The following is a 24,563-nucleotide window of genomic DNA, read 5'->3' on the forward strand; positions in this document are numbered from 1 at the left end:
GGTTGGGATTGCGCGCGCCCACCTACCCGGGCCCCCCCCCGCCCCCGCCCCGCGGGGGGTGCCGCGGGGGGGGGCCCCCCCCGCCCCACCCCCCCGGCCAGAGACCGCAGCGACTTGGTCGTCCACCGCAGCGGCGACATCGGATCGCCCCGCTCGTCTGGCTCCACCAGGGCCAGCAGAGCCGGAACGAGCAGCGGGTCAAGCTCCTCTGCGCTCTTGCGACCGCCGCCGTCCCGGCGGACCCGGCCATCGGGCAAGGGATCCTCTCCGCCCTCCAGCTCGAAGACTCCCTTGCGCACCGTCGTCTCGCTCACCCCCGCGGCACGGGCTACGGCCCTCACCCCGCCGTGCCCCAGCAGCCGGGCCTCGGCGGCCAGCGCCAGCCGCTGCTGCCGCTCATTCAGATGGGGGAACAACACCCCGAATCTCAGGACGAGTTGGTCACGAACCTCGCTCGGTATGCGCATACCACACCAACGACAGAGACACCGTGAAGCAACGTGTTGATTCTTTACGAGCCCTTAGCTGCTGGCCCCCGTGTAGCGGCGCAGGCCTGCCCGCCACACGGCGTTCGCCACCAGTACGGCAGTGGCCGTCGTCGCCAGGGCGCCGAGCAGGAGTCCCGGGTCGCCCGGTCGTGTGAGTGTGCGCGCCGGCGCGCTGGCGATGAGAGCGAGCGGCAAGACGTAGGTGAACAGACTCCGCAGGGGACGCGCGTAGAGGTCGGCGGGGTGGCGGGCGAGCTGCCAGACATTGCCGAACAGGCTGTGCAGGTCCAGTTTCGGCGCCCAGAACGCGAGGCTCGCAAAGATCATCCCCACTGCCCAGGTCGTCACGGTCGCGGCCAGCACGAGCACCATCCACGCGCCGAACGCGCCCGTGCCCGGGTAGTGCGGCAGCGTGCCCGCGCCGGTGAGGACGACGGCGAACCCCAGGAGGATCTGCACCCCGGCCAGGGGCGCCGCGGTGGCGAAGCTGACGAGGAACATGCTGGGCGCGGGTTGAAGCAGATGGTGGTCGAGCCGTCCCTCCCGCACGCCGCGGGTCGGGAAGCCCGCCAGGTTCGGGTCCACGAACGTCGTTTTCACGCCGCTGAGCAGCTCGAACGTACCAGTGAGCACCAGCACCTCGGGTTGCGTCCAGCCGACGAGGCGGCCGGTGCGGGAAAAGATGATCAGCACCGTGGCGATCGTCGAGGCCAGGGCGACCACCGACAGGACCGCGTCGAACACGAGGTTCGCCCGGAACGCCAGGGCTTGGCGCAGGGACAGGGAAAAGCTCGTGGCGAACAGTTTCAGCAGCTTCACGCGTCACGCTCCCACCGCGGTGTACCGGCGCACACCGGACCGCCAGACGACCACGGCGGCGGCGGTCAAGATCACGCACCACCCTGCTTGCAGCGCGACCGCAGTACCGGAACCGGACAGCGTCCCGGCCGCGATCCCCGCGGGCAGGCCGAGCATCGCGTGGCACGGCAGGAGGGCGGCGACCGTCCGCCAACTGCCGGGCAGCTCCCCCAGCGGTGCGGCGATGCCGCCGAGCAGGAACACCAGGATGTTGCCGAACGCGACGATCGCGTGGACGCGTTCGGTCCAGAACGCCGCGAGCGCGAGCAGCCATGTCCACAGGAACCGCAGCACCGCGGCCAGCACCAGCGATGGAAACGCGAGCAGCACAGCCTGCCACCGATAGGACGCGCCGGTGACCAGCGCGACCACCACCGTGAGCGGCAGCCCGAACAGACTCAACCACAGCCGGATCGCGAGGTTCGCCCCCGCAGGCCCGACCACCACGGGCTGCGGTTTCAGCAGCTGGTGGCCGATCGTCCCGTCGTAGACCGACTCGGCGAAGGTGTAGTCCTCGAACGACGCCGTCAGCAGGTGCACCGCCACCAGCGCCACGAAGTACCGCACGACCCCCGCGTCGCCGGGCAGCGCCGCCGACCACACGACGAGCCCGATGAGCGGCCCGATCGCGTAGTTCACAACGAGCGACGCGGTGAACCACCAGGTGCCGGCCCATTCCAGGAACTGATGGCGCACCGCCAGCGCGAGCAGTCGAGAGGTCCTCATACGCCCTCCCGGTACGCGCGGTCCAGCACGGTCTCCAGCGACGGCTCCTCCACCGCCAAGTCGATCACGTGGAACGAGGTGAGGAGATGGGCTGTGACCCGGGCGACGTCGTCTCGGGGTACCCGCAGCTCCCACGACACCCCGCTGGTGGCCACGACCTCCGCGACGCCCTCGAAATCCTCCTTCGCCGCTGCGGGAGCGCTGATGCGCAGCAGTTTGTACGGCGACAGCCGCGCCGAGAGCCGCTCGAGCGGGCCGTCGTACTGCACCCGGCCGTGGTCGACCAGGATCAGCCGCCGGCACAACGACTCGACGTCCGCCATGTAGTGGCTGGTGAGCACGACGGTGGCGCCGGACTGATCGGCGTACGCGGAGAGGAACCGGCGGATGGCGGCGGCCGCGGACACGTCCAGGCCGAGTGTCGGCTCGTCGAGGAACAGCACTTTCGGCCGGTACAGCAAGGAAAGCGCGAGCCCCGCCCGCATCCTCTCCCCGAGGCTGAGGGCACGCAACTGCCGGTGCAGCAACGGCCCCAGACCCAGTAGCCCGGCCAGCTCGTCGAGCCCGGCGTGGTAGTCGGCGTCGGGGATGTCGTAGAGAACTCGTTGATACTGCAGGGAATCCAGCACGGTCAGTTCCTGCGCACCACCCGTCGGCTGACTGCCGCGGACCAGGGCGATCTGCTGGAGGAACGGAGTCCGGCGCTGCCACGGCGTGTACCCCAGCACGTCGACCGACCCGGCCGTGGGGTGCAGCAGGCCGGACATCAGCTTCATCGCGGTGGTCTTGCCCGCCCCATTGGGCCCGAGCAAGCCGACGACCTCACCGTGCGGGATCTCGAACGACAAATCCCGCACGGCCTGGACTTCCCGGAACCGCCGGTGCACCAGGGTGCGGAACGCGGCCTTCAGCCCCGCTTCCCGCACCGGGACCCGATAGGACATCGACAGGCCGTCAACGGCCACCGCGTTCACGGCCATAGTTCGTCCACCGGCAGGGTGGCGAACAGCTCGTCCCAGGCACGGTCGTCACCCTGCCAGCGGCCTTCGAGCAACGGGATCTCGCGGCACGCGACGCCCGGCGGCAGCTTGTCGCGGTCCTCGGGGGCCGTCCGGCACAGCCAGAGGATCGCGAAGTCGTGGCCGGGGTAGCGCTCGCGCAGGGTGGCCTGCAGCCGTTGGAGATCGGCGGCGGTCTCGACGCCGTTGGCGTCCTGCCGGACGTAGAGCACGCGCGCGGGTGACGCGACCAGTTCACGCCAGCGGTCCGCGAGGAACTCGAGCTTCTCGCGCACGGCGGTCAGCTGCTCCTCAACATCGGCCAGCGTGAGCTCGGCGCCGGGGTGAGCGTGAAACTCGTGGTAGAACTCGATGCCGGCATCGAGATCGATCGCACCCTGACCGTCGGTGGTCAACGCCATGCGGCCGGGTTTGAGCAGTCCCCGGAAATCGCTCTCGAGGACCTGCCACACGCATACGAGGTCGATTTCGAGCCAGTCGAAGAACTGCGCGGTCTCTTGGCCGGTGATGCGCCGGATCTGGTAGGTGGACTCGCAGTGCTGACCGAGTCCCACACACAGGTCGAACGATGCTGCCATGGTTGTCCTACCTTTCAAGGGTGGTTGCTCTGGTCATTCGCGGGATCGGAAGACCCAGGGGTGCTGGGTGTGGCATTGGGTGTCCGGCCCGTTGGCATGCCCGGCCTCGGCCCCGTCCTGGGCGCTGAGTTCATCGCCCATACTGGCGGCGACATGAGCGTCTTCGGCAGCTTCGACCGGCTCGTCGGCGCCCTCGCGCGCCGCCGCCTGAACGTCCTGTGGACCCTCATACGCGGCGGCCGCGTCTTCGGGGCTACCCCGCCGTCCCGCCCCGTCTCGCTCGGCTGGCGCGCTCACAGTGAGTCGCCCTCCGCGCTTGACGACTTCATTGGTAGTCCTTTCGCGGTCTGCCGGGCCGTCACGCGGCGTTCGAACGAGCGGAGCATCACGGGTGTTTCGAGGACTTCTAGGTCGAGGCCACCCGGGCGGATCTTTTTGCTGTCCAAGGCCAGTGCGCTGACGCGACCGGAGCCGCACCAGCCCTCGGGCTCGATCGAGGCGATCGGGTCTCGATATGCCTCGTCGATCGGCACGATGTCCCAGCCGGCTACCCGGAACGCGCGGGCGGCATCGGCTATGAACAGCGTGTTGAGGTCGTTTTCATGGAGCAGCACCACGTGGACGGGTGAGCGGCCGATCGCGGCGACGGCGAGGCGGTCGTAGAACTCGGCGGGCTCCAGGAGGGATTCCACGTAAAGGTCGCGAAGAGCCCTGCGGTCATAGGGCCGGCCTTCGCGGACGGTCTGCGCGACCAGGGCATCGAGGTACCAGTCCAGGGTCAAGACGGTGACGTACGCATTCTGCAAACCCCGCTCGGCCAAGGCTTTCCGGACCGTCGTTCGCTTATGCGGGTCGGCGTCACCTTCGTCGAGGAACGGGAACCGGAACCACGGCCTGGCGCCTTCGCGGCCCACGAACCATCCGGCGGCCCGGTCGACGTCCGCGAGGAAGTCCTCGGCCGAGGTCTCCTCCAGGCGGGGGTGGCGGTAGCTGTGGCTGCCCAGCACATGCCCGGCCGCCGTGTAGGCCCTGATCCGGTCCTCGCCGCCGACACCGCGAGGCTGCTGGAGATCGCCGACCACCACGAAGAAGCCCGCCTGTTCGACACCCGCGTCGGCCAACTGCCCGACCAGCGTGGCCGTGCGTTCGTCGGGGGTGAAGAAGACACCGGCGTCGTGCGGGGTGTCGTCGAAGGTGAACGCCACACGCTTGTCAGTCCGCATCGAGGGCTCCTTCCGCCGGGAACGACCGCACTTGCACGTCACCGCTGCGGTCGAGCTTGTCCCAGCCACCGCGCTGCCCGGTCAGGATCCGGGCCCACGCGACCCACGTAGCCAGTGACCCCACGAGCGGGATGACCGCAGTGGACCGGAGGCCGGTGCGCACCTCGACCAGCCCGGCCGCCGCTCTGCCGGCGGCGTCGAGCGAGCGCGCGAACCGGCGTGACACCACGAGGTAGCCCCAGTTCACCGCGAGAGTGAGCACGCACACCGCCATCACCCACGTCACGGTTTCCGGGCCCCGCACCAGGAGCGCCACGGTCGAAAGCGGCAGCAGCACCGCGCTCGGCAGCCAGACCAGTGGCAGGATCGAGTTGTTCCACAGCAGGTACAGCCACAACGCGGCCGCGAGACCCCCGCGGCGCAGGGCCGGGCCCGCGACGCGCAGCAGCACCTGCGTCTTGCCGGTGGCCCAGCGGACGCGCTGGCGGCGCAAACCCGCCATCGTGTCCGGTGCCTCCGTCAACACGGTCGCCGACGCCTCGTGGGTCGTGAGGTGACCGTTGAGGAGCAACGCCAGCGTGAGGTGCGCGTCTTCGGCCAACGTGCCCTCGGGGTAACCCCCGGCTTCGGCCACGGCGCTGCGGCGGAAGGCACCGATCGCCCCGGGGATCACGGTGATCCGCCGCAGGCGCGCGAAGGCCCGGCGCTCGATGTTGTTCGCGGACTCGTACTCGCGCACCTGCGCGGCGTAGACGAAATCCTGCGCCGGACGGCGGTTGCCGACGATCATCTGCCCGGACACAGCGGCCACGCGCGGATCGGTGAAGTGGTCCAGCAGCCGGGCGAGGGTGCCGGGCAGCACCTGGGTGTCGGCGTCCACGGAGACGAAGAACTCCGTGCCGACAGCCGTGAGGGCGTGGTTGAGGGCTGCCGCTTTGCCGCGATTGCGCTGGCTGAGCACGAGCAGCACGTCACCGTGGCGCCGCTGCGCCTCGTACAGCACCTCGAGCGTACTGTCGGTCGAACCGTCGTCGACGCAGATCACGCGGTCGAGTTCGACCCCCCGGGAGGCGAGGATGGAGTCGATGGTCTTGCTCACCACCTTCTCCTCGTTGAAACAAGGCACGAGCACCGACACCTGCCGCCAGGGCTCCTCCCGCGGGCCGTACACGGGTTTGCGTGCGACAGCCAGCAGGACAAACCCCTGGAGGGACGAGAAGACAGATAACGTCGCGAGCACCACGAACGGGACAAAAATCAACATGGTAGTCACTCCGCGCCGAGGTCGCCCGGCGCGAGCGCGATGTCGGAGAAAGCCCGCAGGTAGGCGGTGATGGAGGTGCCGGCCTCGTCGGCGGGCCGCGAGCCGTTGTCCAGGTATGCGAGCACGCCGTACGGGCCGCAGAGGTGCGCGGCACCGAGCAGGGACGCCGGCGACGGCTCGGTCGAGCTCCAGAGGTCGCGGCCGGACTTCGCGAAGTGGCGGTTGAGGAGCGCGGCGTTGTGGCGCAAGGCGCGGCGCAACACCGCGAGCTGGTTGTCGAAGCGGCGGAGGTCGGCGAAGGAGTGGATGCCGTCACGGCCGGTGAACGTGCCGCGCCACTCGTTGACGTCCGTGCCGACTCGGTAACCACCAATGCCTTCGTCGTGGTGGACGTGGCTCGTCGCGCCACCGCGCCAAGTACGCTCCGGCAACGCCGGGGCGTAGTACGACGGAACCATGGCCTCTTCCCCGTCGAGAACGACGGCTTCGCGCACCGGACGGTAGTACTGCAGGTCGATGAGCAGCGCCTCACCGAACTGGAACCCGACGAAGCCCCATGGGTTGATCACCGCCGCCTGAACGGCCGTGATGCCGACCGCATCGCGTTCGGCGAAGAGACCCGCCACCCCGGTACGCGCGAGGAACTCGGCGATCGTGATGCGTTCGGTGACCGGGGTGCCGGTGCCGGGGTCGCGCACGAGCCGGCCGGGGCCTTCCACGCGCCAGTAATCCATGACCGGTTCGTGGAGGTTGTCCAGGTACCAGCCGAGATTGCGGGAATCGAGGCGGGATTCGAGATCGAGTAAGCGGCGGCTGAACGCGGACATCACGCGGCGGCCTCCGCTTCGAGGAAGCGCTTACTGGCGAACACCACGTTGTACTGCTCTTCGGTCTGGGTGTCGCGGGCGACGGGTTCGAGGCCGTGCCCACGCAGCTCGGCGACGACGTCCTCAGCCAGCCATTGGTCTTGCCAGAACGGCGTTTCCTCGACTTCGACCTTCAGCAGGTCGCACCGGTCGAGGAACGTGCGGCCGCCGGCCAGAACCTGTTCCGTGGCGCCTTCGACGTCCAACCACAGGGCGAACGGTCCCGGGTGGCAGGCGAATTCGTGGTCCAGAGTCGTCGCCGCCACAGTGACTTCTTCGTATTCGACGTCACCAAGCCAGTCACCGCCCGCCCTGCGCAGCAGGGAGTTGTACCCCTCGACGCGGTCGTCGGCGAGGCTGGCGCTGTCGGTGATCACGAGGAAGGTGACCTCACCGGGCCGGCTCGACAACGCCTGGTGCCGGTAGTCCACGCGGTTAGCGGCGAAGTCCGTGCCGGCCGCGAACTTCCGGTGCACGTAAGGGTTCGCCTCGAACGCGACCACCGCGCAGTCCGGCACCGCGGCGGCGACCGCCAGCGAGGTCTCTGCCTCATACGCCCCTGCTTCAACGAAAACCCGAGGCCGCAGCAGGGAAACCAGTTCGAGGAACAGTCGGTCGAGCTCCTCACTCGTGCTGGTTGTCCGCATTCTTCTTTCCTGCACAGGAAAATTCATTTCGAAAGATTCCATTCCATGATCACGACCACCCTCCGAGTGATTTACACGCGGCACTCAGCACGGCGGGCATACCCGCCGTGACATCGTTCGCAGTTCACCAACATCCCGGTCGGATCACCTCGGCTCCGGCGGGCCAAGAAGATCACGCCCGATCCGTCGTGCCTCAGCCCGGATTTCGCTCTCCCACCGGTCCCACAACGTGCGCAGCCTCGAAGTCACAAAAACGAGATCGACCGAGTTGTCCGGCAAGGCGGTGCGCAAACCGATAGCATGACTCACCTGGAGCGTGGCGTTCTTGACGACATCGCGGTCGAAGTCGAAAAGCGCGGCAGGGGCCAGCCAGTCCGGCACGTCGCTGCCGCAGCCGAGAACGGCGATTCGCGCATTTCCCGCCGTCTGGCGCAGCTGAGCGAGTTCACCGGCGACGTCGACCGATTTGGCGGTGGCAACCGCGTCGAGGATGAGCAGGTACTCGTCTTCGACGTTCCAGTCATGACGGATCTGGAACTGAGTACGTTGTTCGCGGGCGAACCAGGCCCATAGCAGTTCAATCACGGTGTCCGGGTGCTTGTGCAAGCACCTCAGCATGTTCGTGGTGCCGCTGTCCAGGTTCGGCGCGATCGCCCTGGGGTGAGGCACCTCGATGGCCCATGCGGCCCGGCTCACGACGAATCGTGCGCCGTGCCCGAACAGCCGGTAGGCCAACTCCGTGTCCTCGCCACCCCAACTGCGGAAATCCTCATCGAATCCGCCAACGGCCCAGAAGTCCATTGCGCGTACCGAGCAGTTTCCCGACCAGAACCACTGCCACGGAACCGCACAATTTTCCAGGTCGAAGTTGAAACGCTCGAATGCGAGGTGCCGAACATCCCTGAACTCCGGCGAATCGCCATAATTGCGGATCAGCTGTTCGGGGGTCAGGGCCCACGCGGTCTCGTCGAGTGTGGTGACCGGGCCGTTCGGCTGGTAACCGAAGATGTATCCGACCACCGCCGAACCCGACAGTTGAGCGGACAGGTGGGCGGACAAGAAGTCCGGCCCCGGCAGTACGCCCGCGTCGAGGAAAACCAGGATGGGCGCTGATGTGCGCCGGGCCCCCGCGTTCCGCGCGGCCGATGCCCGAAAGCCGAGGTCCTCCTGAAAATGGTACTTCAGCCGGAGTTCGTCGGCGAAATCGGCGACCACGTCGCTGGTGTCGTCCGAGGAACCGTCGTCGGAGACGACGACCTCGAACTCACTCACTGGAATCCGCTGCCTCGCCAGCGCCGCCAGCGTACTGCGCAGCAGCGCGGATCGATTATAGGTGGGGATCACGACCGCGATCCGCGGCTGGTCCGCGCGTTGCGGTGACATCGCTGCTCCAAGAAATGTTGTGGTAGCCGATCCATTCCTGCCCTCGATACGCATCGAGCGTCAATCGGTTGAGCTTCGTCGGTCCCTGCACAGCCCCAGCAGGCACAGTCCGGCCAGTCCGGCCGAGGTCAGCTGGACAACAGCCATTGGCGTGGCGGTGTGCTCACCGGTCAGGCCGACCAGCGGGGAGGCCACCGCGGCCGACGCCAACGTGCTGGTGCCGAACAGCGCGCTGGCCGAACCGGCGGCATCCGAGGTACGGGTCAGCGCCTGCGCACTGGCGTTGGGCAATATGACACCTATCGCAGAAATCAGCGCGAACAGCGCGATCGCGACAGGGAGCAGGCCCACTGTGCCCAGAACACCGGTGGTCAGCACAAGCAGGGCCAGGGACGCGATCATGAGCACCGTGATCCCTGCCGCCAGCACCTGGTCCAGGGCAAACCGGGCGACCAGCAGCTTGCCATTGACCTGCCCGGTGATCAGCAGGCCGACGGAGTTGACGCCGAACAGCAGCGAATAGGTCTGCGGTGATGCCCCGTAGACGTTCTGCACGATAAACGGAGACGCGCTTACGTATGCGAACAACACGGCGAAGGTCAGTCCGGCGGTCAGGATGTAACCGGTGAACACCCGGTCGGCAAGCAGGCCATGCATGGTCCGCAGGGCAGCACCGACGCCCGCAGGGAGCCGGCGCTCGGGCGGCAAAGTCTCCGGCAAGTAGCGACAGAGGGCGAGGACGAGTAGCACACCGAACGCGGTCAGGCCGCCGAAAACGCCTCGCCAGTCAGTGACCCGCAACAACTGGCCACCGATAAGCGGAGCGATAATCGGAGCCAGGCCGGAGACGAGCATGAGCGACGAGCTGAACCGGGCCATGGCTGCGCCCGCATAGAGGTCGCGAACGACGGCAAAGGCCACCACGACGGGTGCGGCCCCCACACCGCCTTGGAGCAGCCGAAACACGATCAGCAGCCCGACGTTCGATGCGAGTGCGCACAGCGCGGTTGCCAAAACGTAGCCGACCATGCCCGACACCATCACGCGCCGCCGACCCCAGCGGTCGCTCATCGGGCCGAAGACGAGTTGACCGACCGCCTGGCCGACCAGGGACGCGGTGAGGGTGAGCGCGACGGCGGCAGCGGATGCCCCGAGCGAGTGGGCGACATCGGGCAGCGCCGGCAGGTACATATCCATGGACAGAGAAGGCAGCGCCGTCACGCCGCCCAACACGAGGATGACAGATGGCCCTGGCAGTACGGGCCGGGTCGGGGCCGAGAACTGAGTGTCCACCGTTGGCTCAGGTTCCCGGGCCAGGGAGCGCAGGCGGCAGCGAATCGACGCCCACGAAGGCGTATTCGTCGGCGAGGAACCGTTCGATGATCCCGGGCAGTGCCGCCGCGGTCTGCGATCGGTCGCCGCCCCCGTCGTGCAACAGCACAACGGATCCGTCGTGCACCTGCTGGACGACCCGCTCGGTGATCGCCGCTGCCCCCGGCGCTGCCCAGTCATGGCTGTCGTTGTTCCACAGCACACAGTCCAGGTCCTGCGCGGAGAGCCAGTCCAGCACTTCGGGCCGACCGGCTCCGTAGGGCGGGCGCACCATGCGGGGCCGCGACCCAGTGGCCCTGAATATCGCATCGGCGGTCGCTTCGACTTGGAAGGTGAGTTCGTCCATGCCAAGCTCGGGCAGAAAGGGATGTGACCAGGTGTGGTTGCCCAGCGTGTGCCCCTCCTCGGCGATGCGCCGCACCGTCGTCGGATAGCCGGCCACGTTCAACCCGACGCAGAAGAAAGTGGCCGTTACCCGGTAGGACCGCAGAATGTCCAGGATCCGGTCGGTGTAGGGCGGGCACGGGCCATCGTCGAAGGTCAGCGCGACCCGCGGCTGCCCCGCGCCGCGTTCCAGGAAGTTTCGCTGGGGTTCGGCCGGAATGCGCAGGTGGTGGTCAAACGCGTCGGTGCGACCGCTGAGCGTTCCCGACCCCACGGCCAGCCACGTGATCGCGGTGGGGTCGGCCACGGCTGCCCTGGCCAGCTCTGTCGCGGGCACCGAACCGTCAACCGGCCGGCTGGGCAACGACCACGGGTCGGCTCGACACACGGCCAGACCCGCAGTCAGCAGATGCAGATCCAGCGTTCCGTTGGTGCTGTCGATGACGCAACACAACCCGCCGTCGGCAGTCACCGCCTGCTCGCGCAGAAAGGCGATCAGGCCGTCGAGCGGCCCCGGTGGGAAGTCCCTGGCGAAGACCTCCTCGCCATCCGCGTCCACTCCTGCGGCGCGATACCCCACCGACCCCCAGGCGATTCCACAGAAAAGCACCGAATCCTCCAGAAAACATTGCCGGGCGATGGAATCGACCGGCCGAGCCGGTCACGGGTCCCGGTCTCGTCGGTCAACCGCTGTGGCGTTGGTAGAGGGTTCCGGCGCTCCAGACTCGGTCCACCTGCCCCCACTCGATGGCCGAGACCACGTCCGGGAAGAATCCGGAGCCGTTGAGATTGGCGCTGGTGTTACACAGCACCGGAATCCCGCTGAGCCGGTGGTATTCGGCCAGCACCTCGCCCAACACGGGGTCGTCGGCTGGGTCGACCGTCTGCAACCGGGCGGTGCCGTCGAGGTGCACGACCGCCGGGATGTGGTCCGCCCAGTCCGGCCGTACGTCGTGGTCGAAGAGCATGTACGGGTCTGGGGTGCCCGGGTCAAAGATCTCCGGGGCGGCGTCGACCAGACAGATCGGGGCGACCGGACGGTAGGGCTCGCGCGCCTTGATCCGGTTGAGTTCGTCCTTCATCGCGATATCGGTCGGTGCGGCGAGGATACTGCGCCCACCCAGAGCCCGTGGCCCCAGCTCGGCGCGCCCGTTGAGCACAACCACCGGATCGCCGGTCTCGTACAACAGCCTGGCCAGTTCAGCCGGTGGGCACGGGCGGGCCGACCAGCCGGCCGGGATGTTCGACACGGGGAGCAGATCGGGCCCAAGCCGAGTGGACCATTCGATAGCCGACAACCCGGCGTGCGCGACCCGACCCAGGGCCGCGGCTCCGATCGCCGAGCCGGAGTCGTTGGGAAACGGAGGCACCCACATCTCGCGGACCGCCGGCAGCGCGCGAAGTGCGCTGTTCCACTTGATGTTCAGCGCGCAACCGCCAGCGAAGCACAGATTTACCGGGCCCGCCGCGCCGACCATGCGCAGGGCGCCGGTGATCCGCTCGCAGAGCAAGTCCTCGAAGAACTGGTGAATGCTGGCCAGCACGTCCTCGTCGGACACCGCGGCCGGGTCGGTCCGCATGCGCACTGCGGCGTAGAACTCGTGCACCGGCGGCACCGAAGGCTCGAACGGACTTCCGAAGCCGCCGGTGCTGCGCCGGTACTCCACCGCTTGAGGCAGATCGCTTTCGAAAATGCGATGGAACTCCTCGCGCAGCACAGCGAGCACCGATTCGCGGGGCGAGCCAAGCGCGATGTAGGCCATGAGCTTCCCGGCCACCGTCAGGTCCCAGGCATCGGCATCGCCGGGCTTGCGGAACGGCCCGAAGTGCTGACCTGCGATGGCGTAGGCATGTCCCAACAACGGAAACAGGTCACCGAGATTGCGCACACCGGTGTCGGGATCCACCAGGTACAGGGCCGGAAACAGGCCGCCGTCCCAGACGAGCACGAACGCGGGCTCCCCGCGCCGGGCGAAGGGGCTGGTGCAGTAGGTACTGGACAGGTGGCCGGCGGCGTGCGCGTAGCTGGTGTAGTTGTAACTGCGACCATCGATGGTGAACTCGTCTGAGTAACCGGGCTGAAGCAGGTCCGGGCAGGCGGGGCACTCGCGGTACGGCGCGACGGTGATCTCGACTGGATTCCCATTGTCGTGCATGGTGAAAAAAAGCGGCCTGGGTTGATCACCGTCCCAGCCGTCAATCACCCACTCATCCACATCCTCGGGTTTGTAACCGAAATCGTCGAGTATTCTGGGAATAATGCTGAGATCGCTGATCCAGCTGTATCGCTTGCCGTTGCCGATCTTCTCCATCTCCACGCTGAAAACCAGCCGGTCGCCGTCGATCAGCGCCACGGCGCCATCGTGGGTGAGCTTAAGCCCGCAGAAAATCATGAGTCCCGCTCCTGTGCGATAACGGATGAGCGTCGATGGGGTAGCGGTCAGCGCCGCCCGCCGCCGCAGAGCACACCGGCACCTATGTCCTACGCCCTGCCGGTGTTCGAGTTGTCCAGCTGTGGCACCCGAGCGACCAGCACGGTGGCCTGGTCACCAACGGCATGGGGGCGACGCGCGAAATGATCGTGCATCGCTGATTCCAGGGCGTGCCGCATGTCGGCGGCACGAGCATGGCCTTCGAACCAGAAATCGACCAGTGTCGCCGCCGCAGCGGTGGTCCGGTCCGATTCAGAAAGTTCCGGGAAGTGCAGCGCTGCCTCAGTGCGCAGCAGGCTGAACTCGGAGAACCCGTGGTTGGAGAAGACCCGGGCGGCTTCAGCGAGAAGGAAGCCCTGATGATCGGGCTGCTCTCCGGCCATCGGAACGCATACTTCGTTGAGCAGGCGGACGAGTTCGTTATCCGGTGCCCCACCAACTACGATGATCGTGGCATTGGGGTTCGTGTCGTCGCAGACCCGGGCGATCTCTTCCAGAGCCTGCTGCAAGTCCTGCACGTAGGGAAGGACCCAGGCGGTCAACACCGCGTCGAAAGAGCGATCGGCGAACGGCAAGGCCTCCGCTTGGCCGGGATGTACCTCGACTGTGGCCTCGACCGATCCTCCGGTGTCGAGGACGGCCACCCTGTCGCGGTGTGGTTCGACTACTGTGCACTTTCCGACTTGGGCTGCCACAGCCTGGGTCAACTCGCCGGTGCCGCCGCCGACGTCGAGGACTCGGGTGTGGCCGGCGGTGAGCGACAGCACGGTGGCGATCTCCTCGGATCGTTCCAGCCGCTCGGTGAAATTCCTCCATCCGTCTCGGGAGAGCAGATGGGGGCCTCGGTACTTTCGAGGTGTTTGGTCAATTGGTCCGCACCAGGGGTGAGCGCGAACGGCGTCCGCGTCAAGCCTGTGCGTTGCGAGGGTGCTGTTGCCTGGCCACATCTCGGAACTCCTCGGGCGATAGGAATTGCAGCAACGACGGGCGCTGCTAGTCATGGACGCCGACGCAGCGGAGGAACGCGCCCGCCACCGCAGCGGGTTCGTAACCGGCCACCTGACGCACCGCCTGCTCGGAGGCTGCGTGGTAGCCGTCGGAGTCGGAGAGCAGGGCCGCGGTCGCCGCCCAAAGCCTCGCGAAGCCTTCCTGCGCACCCGGTGGTTGGGCGCTCTGGCTGGTGACCGCACCGATATGGTGAATTTCGGCAGCGGGTCCGATCTCGACCAGGCTTCCGGCTCCGCCAACGAGATGCGGCAGATTGCCGAGGTGGAAGCCGACCACCGGTGTTCCGGTGGAGAGCGCCTCGGCCGCCACGTTGCCGAAGGTTTCCGGCCACGTGGTCGGCACGATGGCGAGTGCTGCATCGGCGAGGAAATCCTGCACCTCATCCCACGGCAGAGCAGACAACAGTTCGATCTGAGGCCGCCTTTCAGCCAACTGTTGGCATTCATGGCGGACATCGTGTTGCATGCCCGGCCACAGCTCGAAGCCTGCATCCGCGAGCGCGACCTGCACAGGGCGATCGAAATCCTCCGGGATGGCGCGAAGCAGGCCGGAAATGCCTTTGACCGGGTCCGCCCTGGCCAGAGTCCTCAGCGGACCGGTGAGCCGGAGTTGCTCACGCATGCCGAAAAGTGGCGGAGTGCCCCGGCGTGGAAGCGGATTCGGCAGCACCTGCCACCCGGATGTGTCCACACCTGCCCGGGCGGACTCCTCGACGAGAAAGGAACTGACAGCAAGCACCGCGTCAGGTTTGTGCGCCAGACTCTCGTGCATCCAGTGGTTGTCCCGCACGAGGTGCGCCATCAGTGCGGTTCGTACCCCGCGCGGGGCCGGAGCCAGATACCCGAGGCCGACCACGGCGTCGGCCCAGCACACCAGGTCAACGTGATGCTTGACGAGCACTGCGCTGACCTCGTCCCGCAGCGGCCCGGGATCGGCAAGCGCGCGTGGCAGGTCATCGAAAAGCATGGGGCGTGGCAGCCTGATCGAGTCCAGACGGACCAGGTCCGGTCCGTCGGTAGCGGAGGCAGGGCCGGCTGCGATGGTGATGACCTGGTGCCCCAACTCGCGCAGGCCGACAGAGAGTGACCCCACGCTGCGTTCGATCCCCGCAGGCTCATCAGGGTTGTAGGTGAGAAGGACGAACGCGATCTTCACCGGCTCTGCTCCGCCTTGCCCGCGACGAACTCATCCCATCCGGCGGCGCGAGTGACACACGCCGGGCACCGACCGCAGCCATACCCCCACGGAAACCGTTCACTGCGGTCCCCGTGATAGCACGTGTGGGTGTGCTCTACGATCTCCTCAACACAATCCAACTCCGCAGCAATCAACCAGGTAGCCGCTTTGGTGAGATCCAACAGCGGTGCCTCGACGCGAAATTCGGGCTCATCAAGTGCCTCGCGTAGGGCGATTTCATAGGCCCGTACAAAGCTGATTCTGCAGTCGGGGTAGCCGGCATCATCAGTTGAACACACGCCGGTAACCAGTGCCTGTGCGCCACGGGTCACGGCTAGCGCAGCGCTGTAGCCGAGTAGAATGACGTTACGTCCGGGCACGAACGACGACGGCAACCCATGCCGTGCCGCGTAGTCATTGCCAGTTCCAGCAGCGTCGACCCGAGAGTCGATGGACTCATCGGTGAGCGATGAGCCTCCCATCTGGCGAAAGGCGGAGCCGAGTTCAAGGACAGTATGGCGAACCCTGGCGTGTTCAGCGAGCCGCGCCGCGCAATCGAGTTCCACGCGATGACGCTGACCGTAGTCAAACGAAACCGCCTCTACCTCGTCGAATTTTGACACCGCCCAGAATAGGCACGTCCCCGAGTCCTGGCCTCCAGAGAGAGACACCATGGCCTTGCTTTTCACTGAGACCTCATTCCGATTGAAGTAACCGTTTCGGTCCGAGCGGCTTGACGATCCCGTATCCGCTCGCGAACGGTAGTCGTGGTAAGGGTTGTGTCCGGCGCCTGGACGCCACGTGTGGCCGTGTAAAGGTGCTCGTCACCGAGCGTCGTCAGCACAGCCAGTTCCCGCTTACGGCCGATGAACAGGCGGCTCGCGGCCGACTCGGTCGCTCCCGCAATGAAGCATGGGGATTGATCGCTCGCTAGCCGGTCCATTTGGGGAGCGCCGACCCCAATACCCCGGCGAGAAGACGGAGCGAACTCCCCCTGGTCCGCCGTACCCACTGTCAGTCCGGTCCTGACGGGACCCGATCGGAACGGTCTGCTGGACCGAATCACCGGCGGCGGCCCAGCGGTCCCGGTCAGGTCTCAGGGGTGCAGCAGGTTGAACATCTCGGCCCGGAGCCCGGCGTCCTCACCGAATTTCCCCCGGTAGGCCGTCGAAGTCATCTGGGCGGCTGCTTTGATGCCGCGCATCGTCATGCACAGGTGCTCGCCCTTGGCGATGACAGCCACGTCATCCGTCCCGCTAAGCACGGCGATGTCCTCGGCGATCTCGGAGACTAGGCGCTCCTGAACCTGGAGCTTATGCGCACGCCGGTGAGCAACCCGAGCGAACTTCGACAGGCCCAGGAGCCGGTCGGTCGGCAGGTAGGCAATCGTCACCGAGCAGTTGAACGGCAACAGGTGGTGCTCGCAAAGGGACCAGACCTGAATGTCCGAGACCACCACCAACTGCTTGGTGCCGACCGACTCGAACGAGGTGCCGACCGAACCCGGCTGGTAGTTGATGAATTCACGCCACCAGCGGGCGAACCGCGTCGGCGTATCGCGCAGTCCATCGCGGTCAGGATCCTCCCCGATTTCCTTGAGGAGCTGCCGGGCGAGTCCGACCAGCGGATCTTCCTCGCGCGACTTCACCGAGTTCACTTCACTCTCCTGCACCCACGTCGTCACAGGCATTCGGGCACCTCTCCAGTCCGACCGGCACGGCCGTTGTTCGATTCCGAGGAACGGGCAGCTGCTCTCGCCAACCGGTCGGCGTTTCAGGGCCGGTAAGCGGCCCATGTCTTGGGAGTTTCGGAAATTCGCACGGATGTCAGATCCGGAAACTCCTTCGACCAACGCTCGTAGAGCCACACAGCCAGGTTCTCGGCGGTGGGATTCTCGTCCACCAGGTCGTTGAGGTGACGGTGGTCGAGCGTCTGGTCGAGCCACGACTTGAAGGAGTCCAACTCGCCGTAGTCCCGGACAAACCCCGTCGGCGTCAGCCCCGTCAGGTCAGCGCTCAGCTCCAGCTCGACAACATAGTTGTGGCCGTGCAGTCGAGCACACTTATGCCCCTCGGCCAGGCCGGAGAGCTGATGGCTGGCAGAGAACTCGAACTGCTTCGTAATACGCAGCGTCATGTCTGCGATTCCCCTTTCTGGTTTGATTCAGCCACGCTTTTAGAAGGTGTCTCACGTGGCGAGTTTCGCGCGCTTCTTGCAGCAGGTCAGGGCTGCGGCGAGGCCGAGGAGGGCGAGGAAGTTGGCTGCCCTTGCGCTCGTACCGGACGGTGCGCCGGCGGTAGCCGAGCAGCCAGGAGATCGACCGCTCGATCTTCCAGCGGTGGCGGCCGAGCCGTTCGCCTGGCTCGATTCCCGGACGCGCGGTCCGCGGCATCAGGTTGCGGCGGCGGAGTCAGGCCAGGTGGTCGGCGGAGTGGTACCCGTTGTCAGCGCGGACCTTGACCGGTTGCCGTCGGCGCGGTCCGCGCCTGGAGCGGTCGGCGGGTACGGCCGGGATCAGCGGCTTGAACGCTTGGCTGTCGTGCGAGTTTGTACCGGAGACCGCGGCAGCGAGCGGGATGCCCCGCGCCTCGGACAGCACGTGCGACTTGCTGCCCTTCTTGCCGCAATCAAACGGGTTCGGCCTGGTCAGTGGGATCCCTTTCGCCCGGGCGGACGCTGTGTCGACGATCGCCCGATCCAGTCCACCTCGCTCCTGGCGCCGAGTCCGCCCGGCGCAGTCGGCGCCATAGGTCCGCCTCGGTCCACACCGCGAACCGGCGATGTGCCGTAGCGGGAGACGTACCGAACGTCGGCGGCAGGTACCTCCGACCACAACCGCTGGTCAGCACGTACACCACCGCGGTGAACACGGCACGCTCATCCCACGGAGCAATCCCACCGCCCTGCGGACGAGCGGCGAACCTGCGGCAACGGAGCGCCCAGCTGCCACAGTTCATCAGGATCCAGCCGCTACGGCAGATCGAAACCCGCGACCGAGATCATGCCGCACGGACATCAAGCCACGTGATACAACCCCTTAGACACCTCGCTTGTCGCCCCACAACAAGGTGTGCAAGCGTGTTGTCAGACCCCAACCGCGTGCGATCACCGCATCGGCCAACTCAGCCATGTGCCGACTCACCTCGGCGCCCGTCTGCCCCATCGGCATGATCCAGACCGAGCCCAGACCGAACTCCTCGACCAGTCCGGCTACCTCGTCCAGGTCATCGGCGTTACGGCAGACGAACTTGAACGTGGTGCCTTCCGTCACTGCGAAACTTCTCAGCGCGTCCGGCACAATCCTCCGCTTGACCGGATCGCCCGAGTGAGCCAGTTTCGGCGAGACGTTGAAGCGGACCCCGGAGGCCGCCAGAGCAGGGTCTGCAGTGTGCGTGCCATTGGTCTCGATCTCGATTTCCAGGCCCCGCGCCGTGAGCAGCTCGACCAGCGGGACCAGCCGGCTCTGCTGACTGAGCGGCTCACCGCCGGATATGACGATCAACTCGACACCGAACGCAAGGAGTTCCTCGGCCACCTCGCGGACCGGCCTCTGGTGCAACTCTTTGCGAGGGTCGTACTTGACCCCGGAACCCCCCGCCCCGGTCCAGTCCCATGTGTAGGGCGTGTCGCACCACGTGCACGATAAGTTGCAGCCACCGAGCCGTAGAAACGCACATCTGCGGCCCATGGACCGGCCTTCACCCTGGATGGTCGGGCCGAAGATCTCGTTGACCACGAGTTCCGGTTCCACGCGTCACCGCCTCCTTCCATATCGAGGCCACTGCGGCCTCAAGTTCAGTGGGCCGCGGATCAAGTTCTCGAGTGCCGGATCAAAGTACAATCGGCCATTGCGGGTCGCCCATCGATACAGAGCTGATTCAACCCTTCCAAGCCGGTCCGACAATTCGGGCACCAGCCCTGTGTTCATTGAGGGCACTCCACCCTGCCGCCCCCGGCGAACCGATCTGAAACCCGGCCCTTCCGTGCGAGGCAGCCACCACGTAAATGTATTCGGCGATCCCGCTCGCAGATTGTACTGGAGTGCCATTTTTTTGATTTTCTGCGCAACGGGCGTGATGAACAGAGCGCGCCACGCGGGCCGTCGTACTGCTGCACCGGGCCCGGCTACCGAGTGGACAACGGGCGCCACGTCAGCACCCTCACAGGCATCCGGATAAGCGCCCGTACACACCAGGGCTGATTCAAAGTCCTGGGGGTCACGGAAACGTGCAGGTCGCTGGGGTGTGACGATCCAGCGGAGGCCCGTCACGAATGCGCCGAAGCTCCGGTTGACGGGTGACCTTCCCAAGTCGCCCACTGCCGCCCCGCGCGGTGTGAACGGGGGTCTTCCCTCCGAGTGGTGGACACCTTTGGCCCGGCCCTGGTGAGGGTCGGGGAGGAGGGGGCAGGGTAGACCGCTTCCAGCTCCTTGAGGACCACTGCGAGACCCACCCGGTCAAGCGGCTGTGCCACGTGCTGGAGGTAGCCGGCTCCGGCTTCTACAAGTGGCGGGCGTCGGCTGCGGCCCGCGCCGAACGAGCGGCGGCAGGCGCCGCCCTCGCCAAGCGCATCAAAGCGATCCACACCGAGGCCAGTCGCCGGTAGGTGCCGAAGAAGACGAAGAAGAGGTCCGGGTCCACAGTGATTCCCCGCTCAGCCGCGAGTAGCTGAAGGTCGTGCTGGACCGGACTCTTCTTGCGCTGGGCGAGATTCACGACGATGGCTCTGGCCCGGGTGAAGTACCGAAGTGACTCGCGGATGCTGCCGATGTCCCACTGGTGAAGCCCCCAGGCTTGCAGACCGCAACCGAGCACGAACGGGTCAGAGGATGCCTCGCCTTACGGCAACAACTGGTGTGCGAGGGGCCCGCTGCGGTCGGGCTCGATGGCCTGAGTATGGGCAACCCAGCGGAAGCAGAGGAAGCCGGTGGCCTCGGCCTCTCGGCCGAGTCGGCGGGCCAGGTGCTCAGCGCGCTCGAGTAGATCGAGCGACAAGGAGCCGCACATCGGCCGCATCCCGACCACGGCGGTGAGCTGTGACAGGGCTGCGAGCTGTGACAGGGCTGTGAGCTCCAGTTCCGCAAGGCCCGCGGTCCGCGCCACGTGCGCGGCCAACCGCAGCTGACGCTCGGCGGTATCGATCGCGGACTTACCCGCTGCCCGCTGGCCAGCGCGGACCAGCGCGGCGGCGGTGCGGGCGGGATCGGCGAGCGGGCCAGCGGCCCACAGATGGTGTGCGAGGCGCTCGGCGATGGACTCGCCGTCGGAGTCGGTCTCGTCCAGGGCGTCAGAGACCCGCAAGTGCAGCCGCATTGCCCGCGAGGGTGGCGTTGTCGCGGTGACCGACTCGCGGACCACGTCGTGGGCGAACCGGAACAGGAACGGATTCTCCAGCGTGGACTCGATCATGCCCAGGGCCGTCACGGCCTCAAGGCGTTCGAGGCAGCTCTCAGCGTCAAGGCCCGCAACGCGGACGAGCAGGCCAAGCTCGACGTCGCGGCCGATGAGCGCGGCGATCTGCAAGAGATCCCTGGTGGCCTCATCGAGGCCGGACATCCGGTCGAGGACAACGTCGCGCACGGTTGCCGGGACCCCCGCCTGGGCCGCGGCGGCGTCGGTGAGCCCGCCCGCGTCCGCGAGCAGCCGCGACAGTTCCCGTACGAAGAAGGGGTTGCCGACGGTACGTGTGTAGATGCTACGGGCCGCACCCGCGCCAGGATCACGACCAGTTTCGCGGCTGACCAGTTCGGCTACGTCGTCCTGGGCAAGCGGGCCGAGCCGGAGCCGGCGGTGGCCGGGCACCCGGCTGACTGCGGCGAGCAGGCTGGACAACTCTGAACCGGGTGCCGGTGCGCGGTCGCGCAGCGCGCCCAGAACGACGGTGCCGATCGGCAGCCGGGCCGCCAGGTGTCCGAACAGCTCCAACGACGTATCGTCCGCCCACTGCAGATCGTCAATGGCGAGCACCACCGGCCCCTGGGACGAAGCCTGGCCGATGACGGCGACGACCCGTTCGAACAGCCGGAACCGGAACCCGCTGTCCAGCGGCACCCGTGCGGCAAGGACGTCATCCCCGCACGGCTCGAAGAGGTGGCCGAGCTCACCGGCGAGCCACTGCTCCCGGGCGGGAGAAGGCAGGCCGTCGAGGATCGTGCCGATCGCCTGCGCCCATGGCCACATCGAGGGCGCCCCATCGCCGTCCAAACAGCGGCCCCAGGCGGTGAGCGCCCCGCGCCGGCCTGCCTCACCGGTGATCTCCTCCAGCAGGCGGGTCTTACCCACACCCGGCTCGCCCTCGACGATACCGATCGCCGTGCCGCCGCTGAGCGCCGCCTTCAGGCTCTGCTGCAGCACTGTGAGTTCCCTGGCCCTGCCGACCAGACTGCCGACTGCCCTGGCCTGCGCATGGCCTCCGTCGCTGTTCGCGTCCGACTCGGTCCCAGACAGTGATTGCTGCGTCAGCACCCGCTGATGTGCGGTCCGCAACGCTGGACCAGGGTCTACACCCAGGTCTTCTGCGAGGCGGGCACGAACCGCGCTGAACACCGACAGTGCCTCTGCCTGCCGCCCAGCGGCCGCGAGTGCCGTTATGAGGCTGGCCTGGACGGGCTCGTGCAACGGCTCCATCCACGCAGCCAGTTGCAACGCCGGGAGCACCTGCTCCGGCCGGGCCAGCGATATCGCGAGTTCAGCTGCTGTTGTGCACACGTCGTAGAACTCGGCGTCGAGGGCGGTGAAAATCGGTTCCGCGGTGGACGCGTAGCTCAGGCCGTTGCCTGCGGAACCGTGCCAGAGCCCAAGCGCTTCCACATAGGTGGCGAACGCCGCTTCGTACCGCTGCTGCGCCAGAGCCGTCCTGGCAGCCGCCACCTGCTCACGGAAAGTGACCAGGTCTAGCATCTGGGGTCCGGCGGTGAACATGTAGCTGCTGCCACGCCGGTGAAGGTATGAGCCGCTGTCACGGGTCGGAAGATGTGGTTCGAGGATGCGTCGTAGGACGCCGATGTATTTGTGAATGACGTTCAAGGCGCTGGCCGGGACGTCATCCCTCCACATAAGGTAGATCAATTCAGTGGTGCTGATCGGCTGCCCCTCGCGGGCCAGGAGAAGTGAAAGCAGATATGCCTGCCGCCTCGGACCCGCGCTCATCTCGACGCCGTCACGCCAGAGCCGCAACGGGCCGAGGATCTGCAGGCGAACTCCATCGCCCGGCCGGGCATCTCGACCAGGCGGGACGGAACGCATTGACACAGCCACGCTTATGGCCCCCGGATGCACCGACACGGATTGCTTTCTCACGACACGCGCACACCAGAGTTTACCTACGGCGATCGATTCTGGAGATTCATAACTCTCAGCAGCTGACAGTTCGATCCGTGAACGCGTCCATAGCGATGCCCATCGGTCCGCGACCAGCTCAGCCATGAGCACCGATCCGCAGCATGCCCGAACGGCACCGCTTGATAAATTCCACAGGAAAACTAGCAAGAACGTCGGCCATCTCGATAGAATCAGCCTGCCGACAAATAGAATCATGATGCCTCACCTTGCAGGGCTGAACCCCAGAAGATGCCGCGACGGACCAGGTGAAGCGCACACCAGCCCGCGAGACCGCAGACGGCCGCCACGGTGCTCATCGGAACAAACTTCTTCAGCGAGAGCGGCAGATCGACGACACCGAGTCGGATCGCCAGGCAAGTCCGATTCCGGTGTCGCTACGCGCCGTATCGCTGGAGCCGCACTGCACCGCCCCGGCCCTGCAAGCGCTCACCCCTACGCCACGCGCGGATGGTCGCGCCCGGCAGCGAAGTGGGACTGAACTTTCCGTCAACTGTTTGTCCACTCGCCACCGTGATGATGCCCTTATGCATCAGAAAGCGTATGAGCAGCAATGCGGGGCCGAGGAAGGCCGTCACACCACTACCGGCTCGCCGGTCCAGCGCCGAGGGCTTGTTCTTTTCGCGCTGGCACTGGGTACATTCGCCATCGGCACTGGCGAGTTCGGCAGCAACGGCATCATCCAGCTCTTTTCGTCCAGTCTCGACGTGTCCATCCCCGTCGCTACATATGCGATCACGGCTTACGCATTCGGGGTCATGATCGGCTCACCGGCGATCACCCTCCTTGCCGCACGGGTCAACCGGCGTACGCTCCTGCTCGGCCTGATGGGGCTCTTTCTGGCTGGCAACGTGCTCTCAGCCTTGGCACCGAATATCGCACTCCTCATCATCTTCCGTTTTGTGACCGGATGCGTGCAGGGTGCGTATTTTGGGGCAGGTGCCGTGGTGGCCGCCTACGTTTACGGCCCGGGCAGGGGTGGCAAAGCGTTCGCAACGGTGATGGGCGGCCTGACCGTCGCCACGATAGTCGGATCGCCATTGGGTACCTCAATCGGACAGACGGCCGGGTGGCGAGCCATGTACTGGACCGTGGTCGGGATAGGCGTACTGGCGATGCTGGCGTTGTTCGTCTGGGTGCCCCGCACCGACGACCTGCGGGGTGGCTCCGTCGCCCGCGAGCTTGGCGCCCTACGCCAACTCAACGTGTGGCTGATGGTCGTTGTCGCTGCGCTGGGCATCTCCAGCATCTTCGCGGTCTACACCTTCATCGGTCCCTTCATCACCGACGCAGTGGGTGATGACGCCTCGCTCATCCCGATTGCCCTCGCCGTCTTCGGCCTCGGCATGGCGGTCGGCAACTACTTTGGCGGCCGCGTCGCCGACCAGTTCGAAAGCCGTGGTCTGGTATACGGCTACGCCGGTGTGCTTGTGCTCCTGGTGCTGATCGGAATGGCCGGCAGCAACCTGCTGGTGTTGATGCCGGCCCTGTTCGGCGTCGGTGCGACGATGATGTTCGCCATCCCCACCATCCAGGTTCGCCTGACCGAGTTCGCACCCGACGCGCCGACCCTCATGGGGGCACTCAACCTGGCGGCCTTGAACCTGGCCAACTCGCTGGGCGCCATCGGCGGCGCGTTCACGCTCCAGTCAGGGTGGGGCACGCTGTCCACGGCGTGGGCCGGTTTCGTGTTCACCTCGGCGGGTCTGGTCCTCTACGCCCTGGCGGTTCCCCACGGGACACGGACATTCGTCCCCGTCCCGGCTGCCAAGTGACTGGTCACAGAGCGGGTTGCAGGTGCGACGGTCCACGGCGCCGCGACCAGGACGGTGAAATTTGATG

23 protein-coding genes and 1 pseudogene are annotated in these 24,563 nt (G+C 66.7%); 1 reads left to right on the plus strand and 23 read right to left on the minus strand.

Translation table 11 applies throughout. The features are described 5' to 3' along the window. The 23 genes and pseudogenes from ACFXB5_RS21540 to ACFXB5_RS21650 all read right to left on the minus strand — a co-directional run. A pseudogene (locus ACFXB5_RS21540) lies at positions 1 to 467 on the minus strand (ISAzo13 family transposase); the annotation flags it as partial. A 54-nt stretch (positions 468 to 521) separates the two neighbouring features. After that, complete coding sequence (locus ACFXB5_RS21545) at positions 522 to 1,307, minus strand: ABC transporter permease (protein WP_385210217.1); 786 nt, start codon at positions 1,305 to 1,307, stop codon at positions 522 to 524. Between the two features lie 3 nt (positions 1,308 to 1,310). After that, positions 1,311 to 2,072 carry an ABC-2 family transporter protein gene (locus tag ACFXB5_RS21550; protein ID WP_385210220.1) on the minus strand — a complete coding sequence of 254 codons (762 nt, stop codon included), beginning with the start codon at positions 2,070 to 2,072 and terminating at the stop codon, positions 1,311 to 1,313. After that, positions 2,069 to 3,052, minus strand: a complete 984-nt coding sequence (locus ACFXB5_RS21555; protein WP_385210222.1) for an ATP-binding cassette domain-containing protein — start codon at positions 3,050 to 3,052, stop codon at positions 2,069 to 2,071. Before ACFXB5_RS21555 ends, ACFXB5_RS21550 begins: the two co-directional genes overlap by 4 nt. Continuing rightward, the gene (locus ACFXB5_RS21560; RefSeq protein ID WP_385210225.1) at positions 3,043 to 3,669 is read right to left on the minus strand and encodes a DUF1796 family putative cysteine peptidase; all 627 of its coding nucleotides are present in this window, start codon (positions 3,667 to 3,669) and stop codon (positions 3,043 to 3,045) included. Before ACFXB5_RS21560 ends, ACFXB5_RS21555 begins: the two co-directional genes overlap by 10 nt. A 293-nt stretch (positions 3,670 to 3,962) precedes the next feature. After that, entirely contained in the window at positions 3,963 to 4,892 is a 930-nt protein-coding gene (locus ACFXB5_RS21565; protein WP_385210228.1) for a polysaccharide deacetylase family protein, read from the minus strand. Further along, positions 4,882 to 6,156 carry a glycosyltransferase gene (locus tag ACFXB5_RS21570; protein WP_385210230.1) on the minus strand — a complete coding sequence of 425 codons (1,275 nt, stop codon included), beginning with the start codon at positions 6,154 to 6,156 and terminating at the stop codon, positions 4,882 to 4,884. The genes ACFXB5_RS21565 and ACFXB5_RS21570 overlap by 11 nt, the downstream gene beginning before the upstream one ends. A gap of 5 nt (positions 6,157 to 6,161) precedes the next feature. Then, positions 6,162 to 6,983, minus strand: coding sequence for a hypothetical protein (locus tag ACFXB5_RS21575; RefSeq protein ID WP_385210233.1), 822 nt, complete (start codon positions 6,981 to 6,983; stop codon positions 6,162 to 6,164). After that, on the minus strand, positions 6,983 to 7,669 hold the full coding sequence (locus ACFXB5_RS21580; protein ID WP_385210236.1) for an FkbM family methyltransferase: 687 nt from the start codon (positions 7,667 to 7,669) through the stop codon (positions 6,983 to 6,985). Before ACFXB5_RS21580 ends, ACFXB5_RS21575 begins: the two co-directional genes overlap by 1 nt. Positions 7,670 to 7,813: 144 nt before the next feature. After that, on the minus strand, positions 7,814 to 9,052 hold the full coding sequence (locus ACFXB5_RS21585; RefSeq protein ID WP_385210239.1) for a glycosyltransferase: 1,239 nt from the start codon (positions 9,050 to 9,052) through the stop codon (positions 7,814 to 7,816). 60 nt (positions 9,053 to 9,112) lie between these two features. Next, a complete protein-coding gene (locus tag ACFXB5_RS21590; protein WP_385210242.1) occupies positions 9,113 to 10,345 on the minus strand; it encodes a multidrug effflux MFS transporter in 1,233 nt (410 codons plus the stop codon). Positions 10,346 to 10,352: 7 nt separating this feature from the next. Next, entirely contained in the window at positions 10,353 to 11,327 is a 975-nt protein-coding gene (locus ACFXB5_RS21595) for a polysaccharide deacetylase family protein (RefSeq protein ID WP_385210245.1), read from the minus strand. A 124-nt stretch (positions 11,328 to 11,451) separates the two neighbouring features. After that, positions 11,452 to 13,161 (minus strand): carbamoyltransferase N-terminal domain-containing protein, encoded by a 1,710-nt coding sequence (locus ACFXB5_RS21600; RefSeq protein ID WP_385210247.1) that lies wholly within the window; start codon positions 13,159 to 13,161, stop codon positions 11,452 to 11,454. 89 nt (positions 13,162 to 13,250) lie between these two features. Next, positions 13,251 to 14,069, minus strand: coding sequence for a class I SAM-dependent methyltransferase (locus ACFXB5_RS21605; RefSeq protein WP_385210315.1), 819 nt, complete (start codon positions 14,067 to 14,069; stop codon positions 13,251 to 13,253). 124 nt (positions 14,070 to 14,193) lie between these two features. Beyond that, the gene (locus ACFXB5_RS21610; protein WP_385210249.1) at positions 14,194 to 15,363 is read right to left on the minus strand and encodes a glycosyltransferase family 4 protein; all 1,170 of its coding nucleotides are present in this window, start codon (positions 15,361 to 15,363) and stop codon (positions 14,194 to 14,196) included. Then, positions 15,360 to 16,073 carry a 7-cyano-7-deazaguanine synthase QueC gene (gene queC / locus ACFXB5_RS21615; RefSeq protein ID WP_385210251.1) on the minus strand — a complete coding sequence of 238 codons (714 nt, stop codon included), beginning with the start codon at positions 16,071 to 16,073 and terminating at the stop codon, positions 15,360 to 15,362. Before queC ends, ACFXB5_RS21610 begins: the two co-directional genes overlap by 4 nt. A gap of 407 nt (positions 16,074 to 16,480) precedes the next feature. After that, positions 16,481 to 17,074, minus strand: a complete 594-nt coding sequence (gene folE / locus ACFXB5_RS21620; protein ID WP_385210253.1) for a GTP cyclohydrolase I — start codon at positions 17,072 to 17,074, stop codon at positions 16,481 to 16,483. A gap of 83 nt (positions 17,075 to 17,157) precedes the next feature. After that, complete coding sequence (locus tag ACFXB5_RS21625; protein WP_385210255.1) at positions 17,158 to 17,520, minus strand: 6-pyruvoyl tetrahydropterin synthase family protein; 363 nt, start codon at positions 17,518 to 17,520, stop codon at positions 17,158 to 17,160. Positions 17,521 to 17,794: 274 nt separating this feature from the next. Beyond that, complete coding sequence (locus tag ACFXB5_RS21630; RefSeq protein ID WP_385210318.1) at positions 17,795 to 18,085, minus strand: transposase; 291 nt, start codon at positions 18,083 to 18,085, stop codon at positions 17,795 to 17,797. Further along, a complete protein-coding gene (locus tag ACFXB5_RS21635; RefSeq protein WP_385210258.1) occupies positions 18,012 to 18,341 on the minus strand; it encodes a transposase in 330 nt (109 codons plus the stop codon). Before ACFXB5_RS21635 ends, ACFXB5_RS21630 begins: the two co-directional genes overlap by 74 nt. Before the next feature lie 80 nt (positions 18,342 to 18,421). After that, positions 18,422 to 19,135: a 7-carboxy-7-deazaguanine synthase QueE gene (locus ACFXB5_RS21640; RefSeq protein ID WP_385210259.1), complete on the minus strand. Its 714-nt coding sequence runs from the start codon at positions 19,133 to 19,135 to the stop codon at positions 18,422 to 18,424. 748 nt (positions 19,136 to 19,883) lie between these two features. Then, complete coding sequence (locus tag ACFXB5_RS21645) at positions 19,884 to 20,099, minus strand: hypothetical protein (protein ID WP_385210262.1); 216 nt, start codon at positions 20,097 to 20,099, stop codon at positions 19,884 to 19,886. Between the two features lie 123 nt (positions 20,100 to 20,222). After that, entirely contained in the window at positions 20,223 to 22,919 is a 2,697-nt protein-coding gene (locus tag ACFXB5_RS21650; RefSeq protein ID WP_385210265.1) for an ATP-binding protein, read from the minus strand. 329 nt (positions 22,920 to 23,248) lie between these two features. Here ACFXB5_RS21650 and ACFXB5_RS21655 point away from each other — a divergent pair, with 329 nt between their 5' ends. Continuing rightward, positions 23,249 to 24,496 carry an MFS transporter gene (locus ACFXB5_RS21655; protein WP_385210267.1) on the plus strand — a complete coding sequence of 416 codons (1,248 nt, stop codon included), beginning with the start codon at positions 23,249 to 23,251 and terminating at the stop codon, positions 24,494 to 24,496. Positions 24,497 to 24,563: the final 67 nt, after the last annotated feature.

This window comes from Streptomyces sp. NPDC059455 (assembly GCF_042750115.1).
Classification (GTDB): Bacteria; Actinomycetota; Actinomycetes; order Streptomycetales; family Streptomycetaceae; genus Streptomyces; species Streptomyces endocoffeicus.

Excerpts from the sequence above, each read along its gene's own strand:
- ACFXB5_RS21550 (WP_385210220.1), bottom strand. The coding sequence starts at position 2,072 with ATGAGGACCTCTCGACTGCTCGCGCTGGCGGTGCGCCATCAGTTCCTG.
- ACFXB5_RS21555 (WP_385210222.1), bottom strand. The coding sequence starts at position 3,052 with ATGGCCGTGAACGCGGTGGCCGTTGACGGCCTGTCGATGTCCTATCGG.
- ACFXB5_RS21560 (WP_385210225.1), bottom strand. The coding sequence starts at position 3,669 with ATGGCAGCATCGTTCGACCTGTGTGTGGGACTCGGTCAGCACTGCGAG.
- ACFXB5_RS21565 (WP_385210228.1), bottom strand. The coding sequence starts at position 4,892 with ATGCGGACTGACAAGCGTGTGGCGTTCACCTTCGACGACACCCCGCAC.
- ACFXB5_RS21570 (WP_385210230.1), bottom strand. The coding sequence starts at position 6,156 with ATGTTGATTTTTGTCCCGTTCGTGGTGCTCGCGACGTTATCTGTCTTC.
- ACFXB5_RS21575 (WP_385210233.1), bottom strand. The coding sequence starts at position 6,983 with ATGTCCGCGTTCAGCCGCCGCTTACTCGATCTCGAATCCCGCCTCGAT.
- ACFXB5_RS21580 (WP_385210236.1), bottom strand. The coding sequence starts at position 7,669 with ATGCGGACAACCAGCACGAGTGAGGAGCTCGACCGACTGTTCCTCGAA.
- ACFXB5_RS21585 (WP_385210239.1), bottom strand. The coding sequence starts at position 9,052 with ATGTCACCGCAACGCGCGGACCAGCCGCGGATCGCGGTCGTGATCCCC.
- ACFXB5_RS21600 (WP_385210247.1), bottom strand. The coding sequence starts at position 13,161 with ATGATTTTCTGCGGGCTTAAGCTCACCCACGATGGCGCCGTGGCGCTG.
- folE (WP_385210253.1), bottom strand. The coding sequence starts at position 17,074 with ATGCCTGTGACGACGTGGGTGCAGGAGAGTGAAGTGAACTCGGTGAAG.
- ACFXB5_RS21625 (WP_385210255.1), bottom strand. The coding sequence starts at position 17,520 with ATGACGCTGCGTATTACGAAGCAGTTCGAGTTCTCTGCCAGCCATCAG.
- ACFXB5_RS21635 (WP_385210258.1), bottom strand. The coding sequence starts at position 18,341 with ATGAACTGTGGCAGCTGGGCGCTCCGTTGCCGCAGGTTCGCCGCTCGT.
- ACFXB5_RS21650 (WP_385210265.1), bottom strand. The coding sequence starts at position 22,919 with ATGATTCTATTTGTCGGCAGGCTGATTCTATCGAGATGGCCGACGTTC.
- ACFXB5_RS21655 (WP_385210267.1), top strand. The coding sequence starts at position 23,249 with ATGCATCAGAAAGCGTATGAGCAGCAATGCGGGGCCGAGGAAGGCCGT.